We start from the raw sequence: 17,311 nt of genomic DNA, 5'->3' as shown, positions 1-17,311 counted from the left end.
AAATGAAACACCCTTATTTAACGGATGACCATGAAATTTTCCGAAGGTCACTTAGGAAGTTTTTAGAGAAAGAAGCATATCCTTTCTATGACCAGTGGGAGGAAGAGCGGATGATACCGCGATCCTTCTGGGAGAAAATGGGCGAGCAGGGTTATCTTTGCCCGGACATTGATGAAGAGTATGGCGGCAGCGAGGTCGACTGGGGATTTGCCGTTGTCATCAACGAAGAGCTCGAGCGGGTTGGATCAGGCCTGGTTGGCGTAGGACTGCATAATGACATTGTGGTTCCTTATATAACGGCTTACGGGACTGAGGAGCAGAAAAAACGCTGGCTCCCAAAATGTGCGACAGGTGAAATCATTACTGCAATTGCGATGACAGAGCCTGGGACGGGTTCTGACCTGGCGAACATACAGACAACGGCAATCCTTGATGATGACCACTATATTTTAAATGGGCAAAAAACATTCATCACGAACGGCATCCAATCTGATTTGATTGTCGTAGCCTGCAAAACCGATCCAAAAGCGAACCCGAAGCATAAAGGTGTAAGCCTCCTTGTCGTTGAGCGGGATACACCAGGATTTTCACGTGGAAGAAAGCTGAATAAGGTGGGGCTTCACTGTCAGGATACTGCAGAGCTTATATTTGAAGATTGCCGTGTACCTAAAGAGAATTTGCTTGGAGAAGAAGGTAAGGGATTCCTTTACTTAATGGAAAAGCTCCAGCAGGAACGCCTCCTTGTTGCGATTGCCGCACAGACAGCGTCCGAGGTCATGCTGAAGCAGACAATCGAGTATGTAAAAAGCCGTGAAGCCTTTGGCAAGCCGGTCAGCAAGTTTCAGAATACGCAATTCAAGATTGTCGAGATGGCAACAGAAATTGAAATGGGCAGAGCTTTCCTCGATCAGCTGATTGCTGAGCATATCGAAGGCAAGGAAGTTGTCACAAAAGTATCGATGGCCAAGTGGAAGCTCACGGACAGCGCGAAGAGAATCGCCGGGGAATGTATGCAGCTCCATGGAGGATATGGATACATGGAAGAATACGAGATTGCGAGAAGATTCCGTGATATCCCAGTTGCCAGCATTTATGCCGGAACAAACGAAATCATGAAAACCATCATTGCTAAAAACTTGGGATTGTAGACATAGATTTGATTAACAGAAAGGAAGATGAAACATGCGTGAAGTTGTAATCGTGGAGGCTGTCAGGACTCCTGTGGGCAGAAGAAAAGGTTTATTGAAGGATATCAGGCCGGATGAGTTGGCTGCGAGGGTTCTGAAAGAGGTTGTGCAGCGCGCTGGTATCGATGCAGGACTTGTTGAAGATGTCATCCTCGGATGTGTGACACAATCAGGTGAACAAGCCGGGGATATTGCCAGGGTAGCTGCTTTGACAGCCGGCTTCCCGATTGAAGTACCGGGAACGACTATTGACCGTCAATGCGGGTCAAGCCAGCAGGCTGTCCATTTTGCTGCCCAGGCAATTCTGGCGGGGGACATGGATGTCGTCATTGCCGGGGGCGTTGAGAATATGACTCGTGTTCCAATGGGTTCTAATTACCAGGAAGCCAAACCTTTTAGTCCTAAATTAAGAGAACAACACGAGATGATTCATCAAGGACTATCTGCAGAACGGATCGCGGAGAAATACGGTTTTACCCGTCAGGAGCTTGATGAATTTTCTGCCGAAAGCCATCGCCGTGCTCTGAAGGCACAGGCGGAAGGTTATTTCAAAAAAGAAATCATTCCGCTGGAGGTCACCCTCGAAAATGGTGAAACCACTTTATTGACGGAGGATTCAGGCCCGCGCGAAGGAACGACAGCTGAAGTGTTGGCCGGATTGAAAACGGTCTTTAAAGAGGATGGTGTCATCCATGCCGGGAATGCGAGCCAGATCAGTGATGGAGCCGGTGTCCTGCTTTTGATGAACCGTGAAAAAGCCGAGGAGTTGGGCTTGAAACCGCGATTCAAGGTTCACACCAGGGTTGTAGTTGGTTCGGATCCGACACTAATGCTGACAGGACCGATTCCGGCAACGGAAAAAGTTCTAAAAAAAGCCGGTCTGAAACTGGAGGATATTGATGTCTTCGAGGTGAACGAAGCATTCGCACCTGTGCCGATGGCATGGCTGAAGGAAACGGGAGCTGACCCTGCAAAACTCAATCCGAATGGCGGTGCAATTGCACTTGGCCACCCTCTTGGAGCGAGCGGCGCCCGACTGATGATTTCGATGATGAGTGAACTGGAGCGAACCGGCGGCCGCTATGGTCTGCAGACGATGTGCGAAGGGCACGGCATGGCAAATGCAACCATTATTGAACGTCTGGATTAAAAGATTGATCACCCATGGGACTACTATATACAACAACTCAGTAAAGCATAAACTCGACATTTAATAGGAGGAATGCAAATGAGCACGACGATCGGCAAGATTTTTGACCTGACGGTAATGAAATTCCCGAACAAGGAAGCCCTCTATGATGTGCGCAAAAATGTCCGCTTTACCTATAGTGAATGGAATGATGAAGTGAACAGGCTTGCCAATGCGCTCCTTGCTGAAGGAGTGAAGAAAGGCGACAGAGTTTCTACGTTCACTTTCAATACGGAGGAATTGGGTACTTCGTTTTTCGCCTGTGCGAAGATCGGAGCGGTTTTCAATCCAATCAATTTCCGGCTGATGGGAGAGGAGGTTGCTTTTATTCTGAGCGATGCCGAGCCGAAGGTTGTTCTTTTTGAAAAGGCGGTGGAGCCAGTCATTGCAGCCATTGAAAAGCGATTCCCGCATATCGCTTTCTGGTACATCGATGGAGATACACCAGAATACGCCCAAAGCTACCATGAAAAAGTGGAAGCTGCGGAAACCCGGCCTGTTGAGATCGAGGTAGACGAAAACGACCTGTGTGCAATCATGTACACAAGCGGGACAACCGGCAGGCCAAAAGGTGTTATGCACAAGCACCGCAATATGGTCGAGCAGAGCTTGATCGTTGTTGGTTCAACCAAACTGGGTGCGAATGATGTTGGCCTCGTAACCGCGCCAATGTTCCACTGTGCCGAGCTCCATTGTGCATTCCTCCCGAGAATCCATGTGGGCGGCAGCAATGTAATCCTGCATCAATTCGCTCCAAAGAAAGTGTTAGAGCTGATTGATTCGGAAAAAATCACGAAGTTCTTCGCGGCACCAACGATGTGGAATATGCTTTTGCAGGAGAATCTATCAGATTATAATATCGAAAGCTTGAAACTGGGACTATATGGTGCAGCCCCTATGGCGCCTTCACTTGTCCATGCCTGCCATGACAAGCTGGGCATCAAGCTAGTCCAGGCGTATGGAATGACGGAAATGGGCCCTGCTATCACCTTCCTGTCTGAGGATGACCAGCTGACAAAAGCGGGAGCTGCAGGGCAGGCTTGCCTTAACCATGAGATCAGGATTGTCAAGCCGAACGAGGATGGACCTTCCAATCCGGACGATATCCTGCCTCCTGGCGAGAGTGGTGAGATTATCGTCCAGGGTCCATGCATGATGTCAGGCTACTTCAATCGTGAAGAGGCTTCTGAAAAAGCGATGTATAAAGGCTGGTACCATTCAGGCGATATTGGCTACCTGGATGAAGAGGGTTATCTCTGGGTGAAAGACAGGGTGGATGACATGATTATCAGCGGCGGCGAAAACATTTATCCTCGTGAGGTAGAAGATGTTCTTCATGCCCACGAAGGTGTGCTTGATGTTGCGATTGTCGGTCAGCCGGATGACCGCTGGGGCGAAAGTGTGACGGCTTTTGTTGTGAAAAAAGATCCACAAGTAACAGAAGAGGAATTGGATGAATGGTGCAAAAACAGCGACAGCCTGGCAAATTACAAACGCCCGCGTAAATACCTCTTTGTGGATGCACTCCCTAGGAATGCGAGCGGCAAGATCCAGAAATTCGTGCTGCGTAAGCAAATGGAAGAGTTGTTTTCAAAAGGGCAGCCGACGTAATGGAAAGGGCTTTTTATCATGTTAGACGGTATTAGAATAGTAGACTTCACAAATTACATTCCCGGTCCTTTTGCGACGCTGAGGCTGGCTGAACTCGGGGCTGAGGTTATCAAAGTCGAAGCGCCCGAGGGAGACCCGGCAAGGGATACAGGGGAAGGATATGTATTCAATGCTCATAACCGCGGCAAGAAGAGTATTGTCATCAATCTGAAACAGACAGAAGGAAAGATGCTGGCTCTTGACTTACTGGCCAGGGCGGATGTAGTTGTTGAGAGCTTCAGACCAGGAGTCATGGATAAGCTGGGCCTGGGTTATGAAGCGGTAAAAAAGGTCAATCCTGGAATCGTCTATTGTTCGGTGACGGGATACGGCAGGAATGGGGATATGAGCAACCTGGGCAGCCATGACCTGAATTACATGAGCTTGAGTGGGGCTTTGGCTCAGATGAAGGACAGTTCAGGGAGACCGGTTCATCCAACCCATACGTTTTCAGATTATATAGGCGGCATGGCGGCTAGTGAGCGAATCCTGGCCGCACTTGTAGCCCGAGGGAAGACAGGGGAGGGCAGCTATCACTGCATTTCTCTTGCTGACAGTATGGCATCATTGATGGCAAACCATGTCCTGATTGAAAAGGCAACAGGCTATCCTAATGGCGTTTCCGTTCTGAACGGTAACGTCATTGGATACGGGCTGTACGAAACGAAGGACGGCCGCTATGTCAGTCTTGGGGCACTGGAGCCAAAGTTCTGGCACACCTTTTGCCAGGCTGTCGGCAGGGAGGATTGGCTGTCAGAGCATTACTCCAAGCCGGAAAACTCAAATCCTGTCTACATCGAGCTTGTTGATCTGTTTAAAAGCAAGACGCTCTCACAGTGGGCCGATTTCGGCATGAAGGTCGACTGCTGCCTCACACCAGTACTTGAGGCGGGAGAACTGGCCCACTACCCATACTGGAGAGAAAAGAATTTTGTAATGCCAGAAGGCCAAATCAAAATGCATGGAGATTTGCCATCATATGAGTGGGCAGCTCCGCCGAAAAAGGGAGAACAGGCAGAAGAAATTTTAAAAGATTGGCTTAGTCTTAAAAGCAGCAAAAACTAGATTTGAAAAGTGAAAGGGGAAATGTCGGTATGATGAATGTTCCATTGACAGTAGGATCGCTATTGGAGAGAGCAGAAAAGTTTTTCCCGAAAAAGCAGGTGGTGTCTCGGACACTATCAGGTATTCACCGCTTCACTTACAAGGAGATTGGCGAACGGACCCGCAGGCTTGCAAGCGCGCTTGAAAAGCTTGGTGTGGAAAAAGGTGACCGGGTCGGCACATTCGCCTGGAATCACCATCGCCATCTTGAGGTCTACTTCGCCGCTCCAGGGATGGGGGCTGTGCTCCATACCATCAATATCCGCCTGTCACCTGAACATGTCTCTTACATTATCAATCACGCAGAAGATAAGGTGTTGCTGGTCGATGAGGACCTGGTGCCGCTAATTGAGCGCAGCAAGGATCAATTTAAAACGGTAGAGGCATACATCATCATGACCGACAAAGACGAACTGCCAGAAACAACATTGGAGCCAGTCTATTCTTATGAGGAACTTCTTCGGGAGGCTAGTCCGGAATTTGAATTCGTAAAAGATATCGATGAAAATGATCCAGCAGGGATGTGCTATACATCGGCAACCACCGGAAATCCTAAGGGCGTTGTTTACTCCCACAGAGGCATCGTCCTCCACAGCTACGCATTTGGATTGGCAGATACTGCTGCGTTATCCGAAACGGATGTTGTCCTGCCGGTGGTGCCAATGTTCCATGCGAATGCCTGGGGTATGCCATTCGCTGCGACTTGGTTCGGATCGACTCAGGTGCTTCCTGGACCACTTTTCACTCCCAAGCTGCTTGCTGATCTTATTGAGCAAGAAAAAGTCACCTTTACCGCAGGAGTGCCGACAATTTGGCTTGGCTTGCTGAATGAGCTTGAAAAAGGAAGCTATGATACATCTTCACTAAGATCGATTGTATGTGGCGGTTCTGCAGCGCCGCGTGGCATGATCAAAGCATTCGAAACAAAATATAAGATTCCATTCCTGCACGCATACGGAATGACAGAGACCACTCCGCTGGCAACTGTGTCACGCCTGAAGAGCTACCAGGTCGGCTTGGACGAAGATGAAATATTAGACATCCGCTCCAAGCAAGGTCTCCTTGTCCCAGGCCTTGAAATGAAGGTCGTCGGAGGAAATGGCGAAGTCAAGTGGGATGGCGAGGAAATGGGAGAATTATTGCTGCGCGGACCGTGGATTGCTGACGAATATTACAAGGATGAGCGTTCGGCAGAAGCATTCCGCGATGGCTGGCTTTACACTGGCGATGTCGCCACGGTGGATGAAGAAGGCGTCATCAAGCTGGTCGATCGTACGAAGGATTTGATCAAGAGCGGCGGCGAGTGGATTTCATCGGTCGATCTTGAGAATGCCCTGATGGCTCACGAAGCTGTATTTGAGGCGAGTGTCGTTGCGGTTCCTCACCAGCAGTGGCAGGAACGGCCGGTTGCATGCGTCGTACTGAAGGAACAATATAGAGGCAAGGTCGACAAGCAGGAAATACTGGAATTTATCGCCCCGCAGTTCGCCAAATGGTGGCTGCCGGACGATGTTATATTCATGGAGGAAATTCCAAAGACCTCGGTCGGCAAATTCCTGAAACGCGCACTAAGAGACCAGTTGAAAGATCATTTGGTGCAGAACTCTTAATAGAAAAAATATATTTAGAGCAGTATCGTCTTAATTAAGCGATGCTGCTTTTTTAGTTTTAGAATAAATAGTGATGCTAAAAATAAAATTTAGTAACCCAAACGCATAATAAAATATTATCTTTCAATTCAAAAAAATCATCAAAAGAGGTATTATAGTAAATATAAAATTCGTAAGCCGAAATAAACAAGTTCGTTTCAACGGGGGTCTCATCTTCATGAGTATATTTTCATTTGTAAAACCATATCGCATTCCGATTGCGGCTGCGCTGAGCTTGATGCTCGTCGAACTGGCGGTTGAACTTGTACAGCCGCTGCTGATGGCTAAGATCATCGATGAAGGAATTGTCGCCAGGGACCTGGATACTGTCATCAAATTAGGCGGAATAATGCTCGGGATTTCATTCCTTGCATTTGCTTCCGGAATCACTAATTCATTTATCGCTGCCCATGCAGGCCAAAGCTTTGGCTATGATTTGCGCGAGAAGCTGTTCGACAAGGTACAGGCCTTTTCATTCACGAACTTCAGTAGCTTTCCATCATCTTCTTTGATCACAAGGATCACCAATGATGTAACACAGCTGCAAAATACATTCTTTATGAGCCTGAGGATTGCGATGCGCGCTCCACTGTTGGTCATCGGGGGAATCATTATGGCTATGCTCGTCAATGTGAAATTGTCGCTTGCATTTGTCATCATTATTCCGCCTCTTTTGATTTTCCTGATATGGATCATGACCAAGGCTGCAGGCTTATTTAAAAGTGTACAAAAACGCCTCGACAAAGTGAACGGTGTCATGAGGGAAAATCTTGTCGGCATGAGGCTGATCAAGGCTTTTGCCAGAGGTGGCTATGAAGGAACAAGATTTGAAAATGCGAACAATAACCTTAAGGATAAAACTGTGTTCGCTTTAAGGGTTACCGAGGTAACGATACCTGTCCTGCTGCTTTTCATGAACCTGAGTGTGATTGCTGTCCTTTGGTTTGGAAAAATAGAAGTTCAGACTGGAGGCGTCTCGGTTGGTGAAGTGGTTGCGATTGTCAATTATGCAGCCAGAATCACCACTGCTTTTTCGATGTTTTCATGGATTATCATGGTCTTTTCCCGTGCCAGAGCATCTGCTGAACGTGTAACCGATGTTCTGAATGAGAAAATCGACCTGGAAGATACAATTGAAAGCAGTAAGGAGTATGGGATTAGCAAAGGTGAAATTGAATTTGACAAGGTTTCATTTCAGTTTCCGAATACCAATATCCCAATACTTCAGAATCTATCCTTCTCCATTGCAGCCGGCGAAACAGTGGCAGTATTGGGGGCTACTGGTGCCGGGAAGACATCAATGTTCCAGCTTATTCCCAGGTTATATGATGTAACGAGTGGGGAAATCCGAATCGACGGCCGGAGAATCAAAGATTTTAAACTTAAAAGTCTTAGAGAAGGGATTGGCTATGTCCCCCAGGAGGCTATGCTGTTCACTGGTTCCATCAAGGAAAATCTGGCATGGGGCAAAAAGAATGCCACCGATGAAGAAATGGTTAAGGCCGCTTCGGATGCCCAAATCCACGACACGATTGAAAAACTTCCTGATCGATATGATACTCTTCTCGGGCAAAAAGGCGTCAATCTGTCGGGCGGACAGAAACAGAGACTATCCATTGCACGGGCTTTAATCAAAAATCCGAGAATCTTGTTGCTCGATGACAGTACAAGTGCGCTTGATTTAAAAACAGAAGCAAGGCTGCTTGATTCGATAAGCCAATACAAATGCACAACAGTCATAATTACCCAAAAGATCAGCACAGCTAAGGAAGCCGATAAAATCCTGTTGCTTGAAGATGGCTCCTTAATTGGATCTGGAGACCATGAGTATCTGCTGAAGCATTCTTCCCTTTATCAGGCTATTTACGAGTCCCAATTCGGGGAGGTGAAGGCAGAATGTTAAAAAAGCAGAGCAAGACTGAGCAAAAGAGTAATTCCGCAAAGGGAATTGCGCCGACGGTTAAAAGGATTTGGTCATACCTTGCAGAACAAAGGAGCCTGCTGATCCTTGTCCTATTGATGGTAGTGGCAAGTTCATCCCTGGGCCTATTGGGACCATTCCTGATTGGTTGGGGAATTGATGAGTATTTTGCGACAGAGTCCACTGATGGATTCATTTATCTGTTAGTTGGTCTTGGCGTTGTGTATGGGCTGCACTCTTTAACCTTATGGTTCCAGAGCTACTGGATGATCGGGATTGCCCAGAAGACTGTTTATACAATGAGGAAACAGCTTTTCACACACTTCCATAAGCTTTCGATTGATTTCTTCAACAAACGGCAGCATGGTGAATTGATGAGCAGGGTAACCAATGATATTGAGAATGTCAGCGCAACGCTGAATTCATCCGTCATCCAAATTTTTTCAAGCGTGCTTACACTGGTGGGAACCCTTGCTGTCATGATCTGGCTGAGCCCGTTGCTCACACTTGTCACGATGATCATTGTGCCGCTGATGTTCATGGGGATGAAGTGGATTACGAGCCGGACAGGGAGGCTGTACAAAGAACAGCAGCGCCGGCTTGGCGAAATGAATGGGTATATTGAAGAAACGATTTCTGGCCAGAAGATCATTAAATCCTTCTCGCAGGAACCGAAAGTTATTGAAGAATTCCGCATTAAAAATAAGAAGTTGAAAGAGTCCGGTTATTGGGCCCAGACTTTTACGGGGTTTATCCCGAAATTGATGAATATGCTAAATAACCTCAGCTTCACCATAGTGGCGGCAGTTGGCGGCTACTTTGCTATTAATGGTTACGTATCAATTGGGACAATCGTCATTTTTACTGAGTACTCCAGGCAGTTTACAAGACCTTTGAATGACCTATCGAACCAGTTTAATACATTACTTTCTGCAGTAGCAGGAGCTGACAGGGTTTTTGATATCATCGATACAGAAGAAGAGGCGGTCGATGAGAAAGAAGCTGGCCCCCTTCAGAATATCAATGGAAAGGTCGAGTTCAAGGATGTATCTTTTTCATATGAAAAAGGCGGAGATACCGTATCTGATTTGAATTTCAATGCTCAACCAGGCCAGAGTGTTGCATTGGTTGGACCGACAGGGGCCGGCAAGTCCACGATTATCAACTTGGTTTCACGCTTTTATGAACCGGATAAAGGTAAGATTTTAATTGATGGTGTTGACAGCAAAAAAATTACCCGTGAAAGCCTGCGGACACAAATGGGGTTTGTCCTTCAGGACTCATTCCTTTTCCAGGGAAGCATAAGGGAAAATATCCGCTACGGCAGGCTGGACGCGACTGATGAGGAAGTAGAGCATGCTGCAAAGGCAGCGAATGCCCATACCTTTATCCAACGCTTGCCAGAAGGCTATGATACCGTGTTGAGCCAGGATGATGCTGGCATCAGCCAGGGACAAAAGCAACTCTTGTCCATCGCAAGGGCAATCCTGGCTGATCCGTCAATCTTGATTCTCGATGAAGCAACGAGCAGTATTGATACGATCACAGAGCTTAAAATCCAGGAAGCCCTCCAGCATTTGCTGAAGGGAAGAACAAGCTTCATCATCGCCCACCGGTTGAATACGATTAAAAGCGCAGACCAGATTATCGTCATTGAAGATGGTCAGATCATTGAAAAGGGCAGCCATGACGGATTGCTGGAGCAAAAAGGGTTTTACCATAGTCTTTACACGAGCCAGCTGGAAAAAAAGATGTTAATGAATTATTAGGGAGCCTTATGGCTTTCTTTTTTTTATGTGCTATAGCATTTCATTGCACATGATGTGCCTTTTTAGGCGGACAACGCTTGTCAGAGCTGACCGAGGCGCTTGCGATTTTCTTTTAAATATGACAAATTTCCCGGGCAATAGAGGATTCATGAAAAGTTTGTCGTATTCCTAATACGAGAAAGCTATCTAGTATGACAGCATCAATCCGGCTTTATCCAAACCCTCTTCGAATGGAGAAATTGAAATGCTTGCCGAGAAACTTCTTTTAAACGTCCTTATCATCCTGCTGCCAATCTTTATTCATAGTGTCCTTTTTGATAATAAAAGCGTCGGGAAGTCTCCTTACTTGTGCGGGGTGCTCCAAAGTATTGCTGTGTTTCTGTCTCTCATGTTTTCATTTGAGGAAGGCGGTTTGTACTGGGATCTTCGCTACGTACCAATGGTGCTTGCCTTTTTATATGGAGGCCCGATAGCGGGTGTTATGGTCCTGGTCTCCTACCTGGCAACAAGGACATTTATGGGCGGGGATCTTCTGCTCGGATATGCGAGTGGTTTTCTGGCAGCGCTAATTCCATTCTTGTTTATTAAGAAATTTTGGACCTTCGATGCAAAAAAGAGAATTAGGACAACTGTCCTTGTAGGGTTATGGCCTTCACTTTCAATGCTGCTGATTCTCGTGGCCAATATTTTCATTAATAACGCAACAGCTGAAGACACAAATCAAATTATGTTGAATGTAGCAATTTTTGGGACAATCCAGGTTTTTGCCGTATGGGTCGCAGCGATTCTGAATGAGTCCTTGATTGAGAAGGATTTAATGAGAAAAGAGATCCTGCGCGCTGAAAAACTGAATACACTGGGTGAACTAGCTGCATCCATTGCGCACGAAATCCGGAACCCTTTAACAGTGGTAAAAGGATTCTTGCAGATGATGCATAAGCAAGAAAAAGGGGATAATTATTACTATTTGAGTCTCGTCCTGACTGAACTCGGCAGGGCAGAATCCATCATTAATGATTATCTGAATTTCGCCAAGCCTCAATTTGAAAAATTGGAAGGTGCCGAGCTGGCAGAAATCATTACGGAAGTCACATTGCTTTTAGAGGCGTTTGCTGCTAAGGAAGGAGTCCAGGTGAATGTCCAGTTGGAGTGGGGAATATATGTAAAAACAGACAGGAATCAGTTGAAACAAGCACTTGTGAATATTATAAAAAACGGGATCGAGGCTACAGATGAGGGCGGGGAAGTCAACATCAGTCAGGTTTCGGCCGGGAATGAATCATATATTGTGATTTCAGATACGGGAAAGGGAATGGATAGTGCGCAAATCGCCAGACTTGGTACAATATTTTACACAACCAAAAATAAAGGTACGGGACTTGGAACATCGGTTTCAATCAAGATCATTGAGGCTATGGGCGGTTCGATTTCGTACAAGAGTGAAATAGGAGTCGGGACAGAAGTGACTATAATCCTGCCGACATACAAGCAGAAGCCATCTGATTATACTGAACAAACCCAAATGAATAATGCAATCTAAAATATTAGCGCATTAGAAAAAGCGAACCGGAATCCGGTTCGCTTTTAAGTAACTTGCTACTCCACAAGATGTATAAAAAATCATCCATTATAAACTTTGCCGCGGTACAATTTCCACTTGACCATTTTTAAACCTAAACGACACAAGCCCTACCTCTCTTGTATCCTTACGGCTCCGAAGCCGATCCAGTGTGAATAAGTTGATACCTAAAAATAAAAGCAGAACGCCATTAATTGTTTACATAATTATTGTTGTGATTCAAGTTACTTCTTTTTGGCGAAGCTTTATCATTATATGATATTTTCCAGCAGCTGTCAATCGTTTTTACAAAAAGTTGAAATGCTTATTGTTTACGCAGATTTTCCAGGGCCATTTTAACGAGCTCGCGAACCATATTTCCACCGAGTCTGCCTCCAACTCGACCTGCTTCTCGCGTTGAAAGATCTCCGTTATACCCCTTGTTCAACGGGACACCAATCTCTCTGGCCGTTTCGTATTTAGCGTCCTCCGATTTCATTGTTCCCGCTACCTGCGCCTTCAAGTCATCCAACGCCATTCTAGCTTCTGGTACAAGTAATTTATTCCTTCTTGCCATCAGAATCCCTCCGTATTGTAAAAAAATCAGGTCCAATTAGGAATAGTATTTGATTTATTTATGTAAATTATTTAGGCCTTCACTAATGAATAATGGTTTGCAGCATTTAAGATAAGGGTAATATTAATAGCGTTTATTTATCACCAAACTTATCAACAGGCGAAAACATTATTTTTCGAGTACTCCACAGACTTATGCACATTATCCACAGAAATCACTTAAAAAAGAGAGCGTAATAAAAATCTAATAATAATAAGCAATTTGAAAAGTTATTAACAATATCCACACTGTTGTTGATAACTGATAATCATAATATTTTTTGAACAATTAGTGAAACTCATTGTATAAGTTGGATTGTGAGCATATACTTAAAATATCAAAAGTTAGTGAAATTTTTCACAATGTATTCCGAGGCTAACTGTTGATATCTCCCCCTTCCCTATAAAAGAGAAAGCGGAATCCTGAATGGGTTCCGCTTTCTCTTTTTATCATATGTTATTTTCGGTGTTTTTTTGCACGTCCATCTGCAGCCCTTGATCGAGCCAGCGCTTCAAGATCAGCTTGATCGGCAAGCTCACGGTTGAATTCAACATCGATTCCATCTGACTTCATATTCTTTGGAACCTGAGGAAGTGAAGCTTTATTTCGGTCACGTGTTTTATGTCCATGAGAACGACCCATTCGAAAAAACCCCTTTCAGGATAAAAGTACGGAAAAATAATCATTTCCGTACTTTTATATTTAGCAATAAAGGGTTGCTTAATGCTGATTATCTCTTTCCATTTGTATATCCTGCTGCTCTGTCGGCTTTTTTGAATTCATGACTGTATGTAACTTCCTGCATGCTTGATAAAGTGCTTTTAGTCTTATCTCGTTTCTTTTTGTCCATTGGTTATCCATCCTTTCAAAATGATTTACTTTACCAGTATTTCCTTGTTGAAAGAATTTAACAGCATTACTTATCGAAAATTTCTTTGAGTGCATTTTCCAGTTCAGAATACTTAAATGTAAAACCTGCATGAATCAGTTTTTCTGGTATTGCATGCTGCCCTTCCAGTACAAGAATGCTCATTTCGCCCAGCAGTATTTTTAGCGCAAATGAAGGCACTGGCATCCAATGAGGGCGATTAAGAACTTTGGATAAAGTTTCTCCGAACTGCTCAATCGTAACAGGGGAGGGTGCCGTGAAATTAACAGGACCATTCACATTGGTATTCTCGATGACGAAAATAATCCCACGTACAACATCCTCTATATGGATCCATGAAAGCCATTGTTTACCCGAGCCAATCTTTCCTCCAACAAAAAACTTATAAGGGAGGACCATTCGAGGTAAAGCACCTGCGTTTTTATCAAGGATGACACCAAAACGGCAAAGTACAGGTCGAACTCCCTTGTCTTGAACCTCGAAGGCTGAAGCTTCCCATTGATGTACTGTGTCGGCGAGGAAGTCACTGCCCTTACTAGATTGTTCCGTAAATTCCTTGCTTAATGAGGTGCCATAATAGCCTACGGCACTGGCATTGACTAAAACAGAAGGCTTTGTGGGAAGTTCTTCAATAATCCTTTTTACCTCGGATGTTGCCTGCAGCCGGCTATCAATAATTTTCTGTTTATACTCTTCCGTCCATCTGCCATTAATTGTCGCACCTGCAAGATTGACAATTGCATCAATGCCCTCAAGCTCCTTTTCAGGCATATCTCCAGGATTGAGCCATTGAACATACTTGGGGTTGTTGCTGGGAGAGTCATTTGAATTCCGAGTTAATATATACACTTGGTGGCCCGCCTGTATTAAATGACTGCTTAACGCTTGGCCGACAAGTCCAGTGCCTCCGGTAATCGCTATTTTCATCAAGATCCTCCTCATAAGTATCCTCTTGTTACTATAGTACTTCTTTTAAAATGATAAACCTCCTTTGAATGTGTTAAAGTTTCATTAGAGGTGAAAATCACATGCCAGTGATTACAAAGATTTCTGTACAAAAACATAATAAGGAACGATACAGCATTTTTACCGACATTGGCAGAGGGGAAGAGTATGCCTTCAGCGTTGATGAAGATGTATTGATCAAGCACAACTTGAAAAAAGGGATGGAGCTTGATGACTTTTCCGTAACAGAGATGCTTTTTCAAGATGATATCCGCAAAGCCTATAATACGGCGATCAATTATTTAGCTCACCGCATGAGGTCTGAAGCAGAAGTGCGTGACCACCTGACGAAAAAAGAAATCGCTGATCCAGTCATAAAAGAAGCAATTCATAAATTACATGAGTTCAAGTTCCTGAATGACGAGGAGTTTGCAAATGCATTTGTCCGGACTCAACTGAATACGACTGACAAGGGAGCAGGGGTCATTAAAATGGAATTAAAGAATAAAGGGGTATCTGCAGAGCTTATTTCAAAAGCAATAGAAGAAGTTTCTTTCGGTGAACAGTTGGAAAAAGCAATTAAGCTTAGTGAAAAATATGCGCAAAAAAATAACAAGGATTCGTCAAAGATCCTTAAACAGAAAATTGAACAGATGCTGCAGCGTAAAGGATATTCCTTTGCACTTATCCGAGCGGCTCTGGATGAAACACAGGTAGAAAAAGAAGAAGACGATGAAATGGATGCATTAAGAGTCCAAGGAGAGAAGCTTCACAACAAATACAGTAAACTGCCTAAACGTGAATACAGGCAGAAGCTGAAAATGGCGTTGTACCGTAAAGGGTTTCCGATGGAAATGATTGATGAATTCATTTCTGAAAAAGAGAATGAGGAATAAAAAAATCATGACAATGTCATGATTTTTTGGATTCTATAACAATATCGTCTTTTTCAAGATTTCCGATGATGATTTCCGCCACTTCAGCGGGGGAGCGAAGTCTTGATGGGTCAGAAACATGGTCGCTTTCTTCCCAGAAAGGAGTGTTCATTCCTCCCATATAAGCAGCAACAAAGCGAATTCCCGTTCCTTCATATTCCTTTTGCAAACTTTCTGTGAATCCTCTTACTGCGAACTTGCTGGAGCAGTAGACCGCCTCATTCTTTTTCCCGCGCAGGCCTGCGGTCGAAACGATGTTAACGATCAGACCATCATTATTCAACTCCAGGTAAGGGAGGATGGCTTTCGTCATCTGGATCGTCCCGAAGACGTTAGTCTGGAACATTTCCTCGATTTCATTGTCGGAGACCTCTGAGAATGGACCGAAATGACCGAGACCTGCATTGTTGACGAGTCCGTAAATCTCATATTTTTTGCTGATCAATAATGCTTTTTCTTTGATATCCTCCAGATTGCGGAGATCAAGAACAAGGTCTGTTGCACTTCCACCTGTTTGTTCGATCTGGTTTTGTACGTTTTTTAAATTATCTTCAGTTCTTCCTGTTAGGATCAAATGGTAACCTTGCTTGGCCAAAAGAAGCGCTAGCTCCTTCCCAAGGCCGGTACCGGCACCAGTCACAATGATTGCTTTCATGATAGCCTCCTTAAGATAACATGCTATAATTTAGTTATATCTTAAATGCTTGATTGTTAATAGTAGATTGCTTCAAGATGGCTGAAACAAGTAATGGAAGAATCTCAAAAATGAAAATGATCCAGGAGTGAATATAAATGGGCAGAGAAAAAAGATACAGCGAGTTATCTGAATATGAATTAAATCAGGAAATTGCCAGTCTCCGTGACAAGGCTAGAAAAGCCGAGCAGATGGGGATGGTCAGTGAGCTTGCCGTATATGAAAGAAAAATCGCCATGGCCAAATCATACATGTTGAATCCTGATGATTTCAAGCCGGGAGAAATTTATGGGATTGATGGGGACCCAGGAACCTATTTCAAAATTGATTATATGAATGGAGTATTCGCCTGGGGCGAGCGTCTTAATGGTGACGGAAGAGAAGAGGCATTGCCAATTTCCCTTTTAATGAAATTGGAGCAAAACCAGATTTAAATATCTGGTTTTGCCCGAAGGATCAATTCTTATTGATAAACGAAACTTCTACTTAGTGGTCTTTTATGACCGCTGAAGTGTCATCCTCACGGTGTGATGAGGCGTACATGCGTTCTTGCGGGTGAGTATTGATGGTGCCATCGGCTCTTTTTGAAGCGTATTCCGCTTTTGCCCGGGGCTCGCCCTCAAACTTATTGTTGTTCTGGTTTGGGAAGTTGGTTACTTTATTTCGCATATTGGCCTCCCTGAAGGGTAAAATTACGTGTATGCCAAAAAAGCTGCACGCATTTATAGTATTTGATAAATACAAACATTCATAACTACATTAAAAATTGGCAAAGGATGATCACGATTGCAAGAAACTCATGAGAAGCTAGCAAGCCTGCTGCAGGAAAAAAACAATGGCATCACATATGAACAGGCATTGACTTGGGTGGAGCTTTTATGGGGGGACTTTGAGTCAACCTACGCAAAAGCGGGACATGAATATATGGGCAGCGAAATGACCGAAAAAGTGGTCCGCCAATGGATTGAAAATTACGGCGGACAGCTTCATGAATTTGTTGCCAGGAATCCGAAGTATAAGCATTTATTAGGTCAGGACTAAGGTCAAACCCATTAATGTAAAAATCTCCGCATTGGCGGGGATTTTTTGTGTGAAGTTTCGGCCAAAAAATGTGTTAGTTGTTAAAAGCGTAAATATGAGCCCGGTTAGAAGGAGAACATGGAAAACCGGTAACATAATTGACAGAAAAGTGCCCGGTTAGAAGT

The 17,311-nt window shown here is 44.6% G+C and carries 17 protein-coding genes; 11 read left to right on the top strand and 6 right to left on the bottom strand.

Going from position 1 to position 17,311, the window contains the following annotated elements; translation table 11 throughout:
- Positions 1-2: 2 nt before the first annotated feature.
- The 8 genes from TY49_RS21610 (at position 3) to TY49_RS21575 (ending at position 12,009) form a co-directional block, all read left to right on the top strand.
- A complete protein-coding gene (locus TY49_RS21610) occupies positions 3-1,148 on the top strand; it encodes an acyl-CoA dehydrogenase family protein (RefSeq protein WP_041967981.1) in 1,146 nt (381 codons plus the stop codon).
- A 34-nt stretch (positions 1,149-1,182) separates the two neighbouring features.
- Positions 1,183-2,337 carry a thiolase family protein gene (locus TY49_RS21605; protein WP_041967980.1) on the top strand — a complete coding sequence of 385 codons (1,155 nt, stop codon included), beginning with the start codon at positions 1,183-1,185 and terminating at the stop codon, positions 2,335-2,337.
- Positions 2,338-2,415: 78 nt separating this feature from the next.
- The gene (locus TY49_RS21600; RefSeq protein WP_041967979.1) at positions 2,416-3,987 is read left to right on the top strand and encodes a fatty acid--CoA ligase; all 1,572 of its coding nucleotides are present in this window, start codon (positions 2,416-2,418) and stop codon (positions 3,985-3,987) included.
- An 18-nt stretch (positions 3,988-4,005) separates the two neighbouring features.
- Entirely contained in the window at positions 4,006-5,091 is a 1,086-nt protein-coding gene (locus TY49_RS21595) for a CaiB/BaiF CoA transferase family protein (protein WP_041967978.1), read from the top strand.
- Positions 5,092-5,120: 29 nt separating this feature from the next.
- Positions 5,121-6,740 carry a long-chain fatty acid--CoA ligase gene (locus TY49_RS21590; protein ID WP_041967977.1) on the top strand — a complete coding sequence of 540 codons (1,620 nt, stop codon included), beginning with the start codon at positions 5,121-5,123 and terminating at the stop codon, positions 6,738-6,740.
- Positions 6,741-6,957: 217 nt separating this feature from the next.
- Positions 6,958-8,682, top strand: coding sequence for an ABC transporter ATP-binding protein (locus TY49_RS21585; protein WP_041967976.1), 1,725 nt, complete (start codon positions 6,958-6,960; stop codon positions 8,680-8,682).
- Positions 8,676-10,469 (top strand): ABC transporter ATP-binding protein, encoded by a 1,794-nt coding sequence (locus tag TY49_RS21580; RefSeq protein WP_041967975.1) that lies wholly within the window; start codon positions 8,676-8,678, stop codon positions 10,467-10,469. Before TY49_RS21585 ends, TY49_RS21580 begins: the two co-directional genes overlap by 7 nt.
- A 244-nt stretch (positions 10,470-10,713) precedes the next feature.
- On the top strand, positions 10,714-12,009 hold the full coding sequence (locus TY49_RS21575; RefSeq protein ID WP_041967974.1) for an ATP-binding protein: 1,296 nt from the start codon (positions 10,714-10,716) through the stop codon (positions 12,007-12,009).
- 343 nt (positions 12,010-12,352) lie between these two features.
- On the opposite strand, the gene TY49_RS21570 is transcribed toward TY49_RS21575, so the two are convergent.
- From TY49_RS21570 to TY49_RS21560, 4 genes are all read right to left on the bottom strand, one after another.
- Entirely contained in the window at positions 12,353-12,604 is a 252-nt protein-coding gene (locus tag TY49_RS21570) for an alpha/beta-type small acid-soluble spore protein (protein WP_041967973.1), read from the bottom strand.
- A gap of 495 nt (positions 12,605-13,099) precedes the next feature.
- Positions 13,100-13,285: a YfhD family protein gene (locus TY49_RS21565; RefSeq protein WP_041967972.1), complete on the bottom strand. Its 186-nt coding sequence runs from the start codon at positions 13,283-13,285 to the stop codon at positions 13,100-13,102.
- 88 nt (positions 13,286-13,373) lie between these two features.
- Positions 13,374-13,493: a YfhE family protein gene (locus TY49_RS24390; protein WP_023625568.1), complete on the bottom strand. Its 120-nt coding sequence runs from the start codon at positions 13,491-13,493 to the stop codon at positions 13,374-13,376.
- Between the two features lie 66 nt (positions 13,494-13,559).
- Positions 13,560-14,459, bottom strand: a complete 900-nt coding sequence (locus TY49_RS21560; protein WP_041967971.1) for a TIGR01777 family oxidoreductase — start codon at positions 14,457-14,459, stop codon at positions 13,560-13,562.
- Positions 14,460-14,560: 101 nt separating this feature from the next.
- On the opposite strand from TY49_RS21560, the gene recX reads away from it, so the two are divergent.
- The gene (recX, locus tag TY49_RS21555) at positions 14,561-15,373 is read left to right on the top strand and encodes a recombination regulator RecX (RefSeq protein ID WP_041967970.1); all 813 of its coding nucleotides are present in this window, start codon (positions 14,561-14,563) and stop codon (positions 15,371-15,373) included.
- A gap of 16 nt (positions 15,374-15,389) precedes the next feature.
- Here recX and TY49_RS21550 read toward each other — a convergent pair whose 3' ends face one another.
- Positions 15,390-16,067: an SDR family NAD(P)-dependent oxidoreductase gene (locus TY49_RS21550; protein WP_041967969.1), complete on the bottom strand. Its 678-nt coding sequence runs from the start codon at positions 16,065-16,067 to the stop codon at positions 15,390-15,392.
- Between the two features lie 137 nt (positions 16,068-16,204).
- On the opposite strand from TY49_RS21550, the gene TY49_RS21545 reads away from it, so the two are divergent.
- Positions 16,205-16,540: a YfhH family protein gene (locus TY49_RS21545; RefSeq protein WP_041967968.1), complete on the top strand. Its 336-nt coding sequence runs from the start codon at positions 16,205-16,207 to the stop codon at positions 16,538-16,540.
- Positions 16,541-16,592: 52 nt separating this feature from the next.
- Here the strand turns inward: TY49_RS21545 and TY49_RS21540 are convergent, their stop codons facing one another.
- Positions 16,593-16,775, bottom strand: coding sequence for a small, acid-soluble spore protein K (locus TY49_RS21540; RefSeq protein WP_041967967.1), 183 nt, complete (start codon positions 16,773-16,775; stop codon positions 16,593-16,595).
- Between the two features lie 117 nt (positions 16,776-16,892).
- On the opposite strand from TY49_RS21540, the gene TY49_RS21535 reads away from it, so the two are divergent.
- Positions 16,893-17,147 carry a YfhJ family protein gene (locus TY49_RS21535; protein WP_041967966.1) on the top strand — a complete coding sequence of 85 codons (255 nt, stop codon included), beginning with the start codon at positions 16,893-16,895 and terminating at the stop codon, positions 17,145-17,147.
- The last annotated feature ends 164 nt before the right edge of the window (positions 17,148-17,311 follow it).

The organism is Mesobacillus selenatarsenatis SF-1 (assembly GCF_000813125.1).
GTDB classification, from domain to species: Bacteria; Bacillota; Bacilli; order Bacillales; family Cytobacillaceae; genus Mesobacillus; species Mesobacillus selenatarsenatis.
Note: the sequence above shows the minus strand (reverse complement) of the source record. Positions and strands in the feature narration are given on the sequence as shown.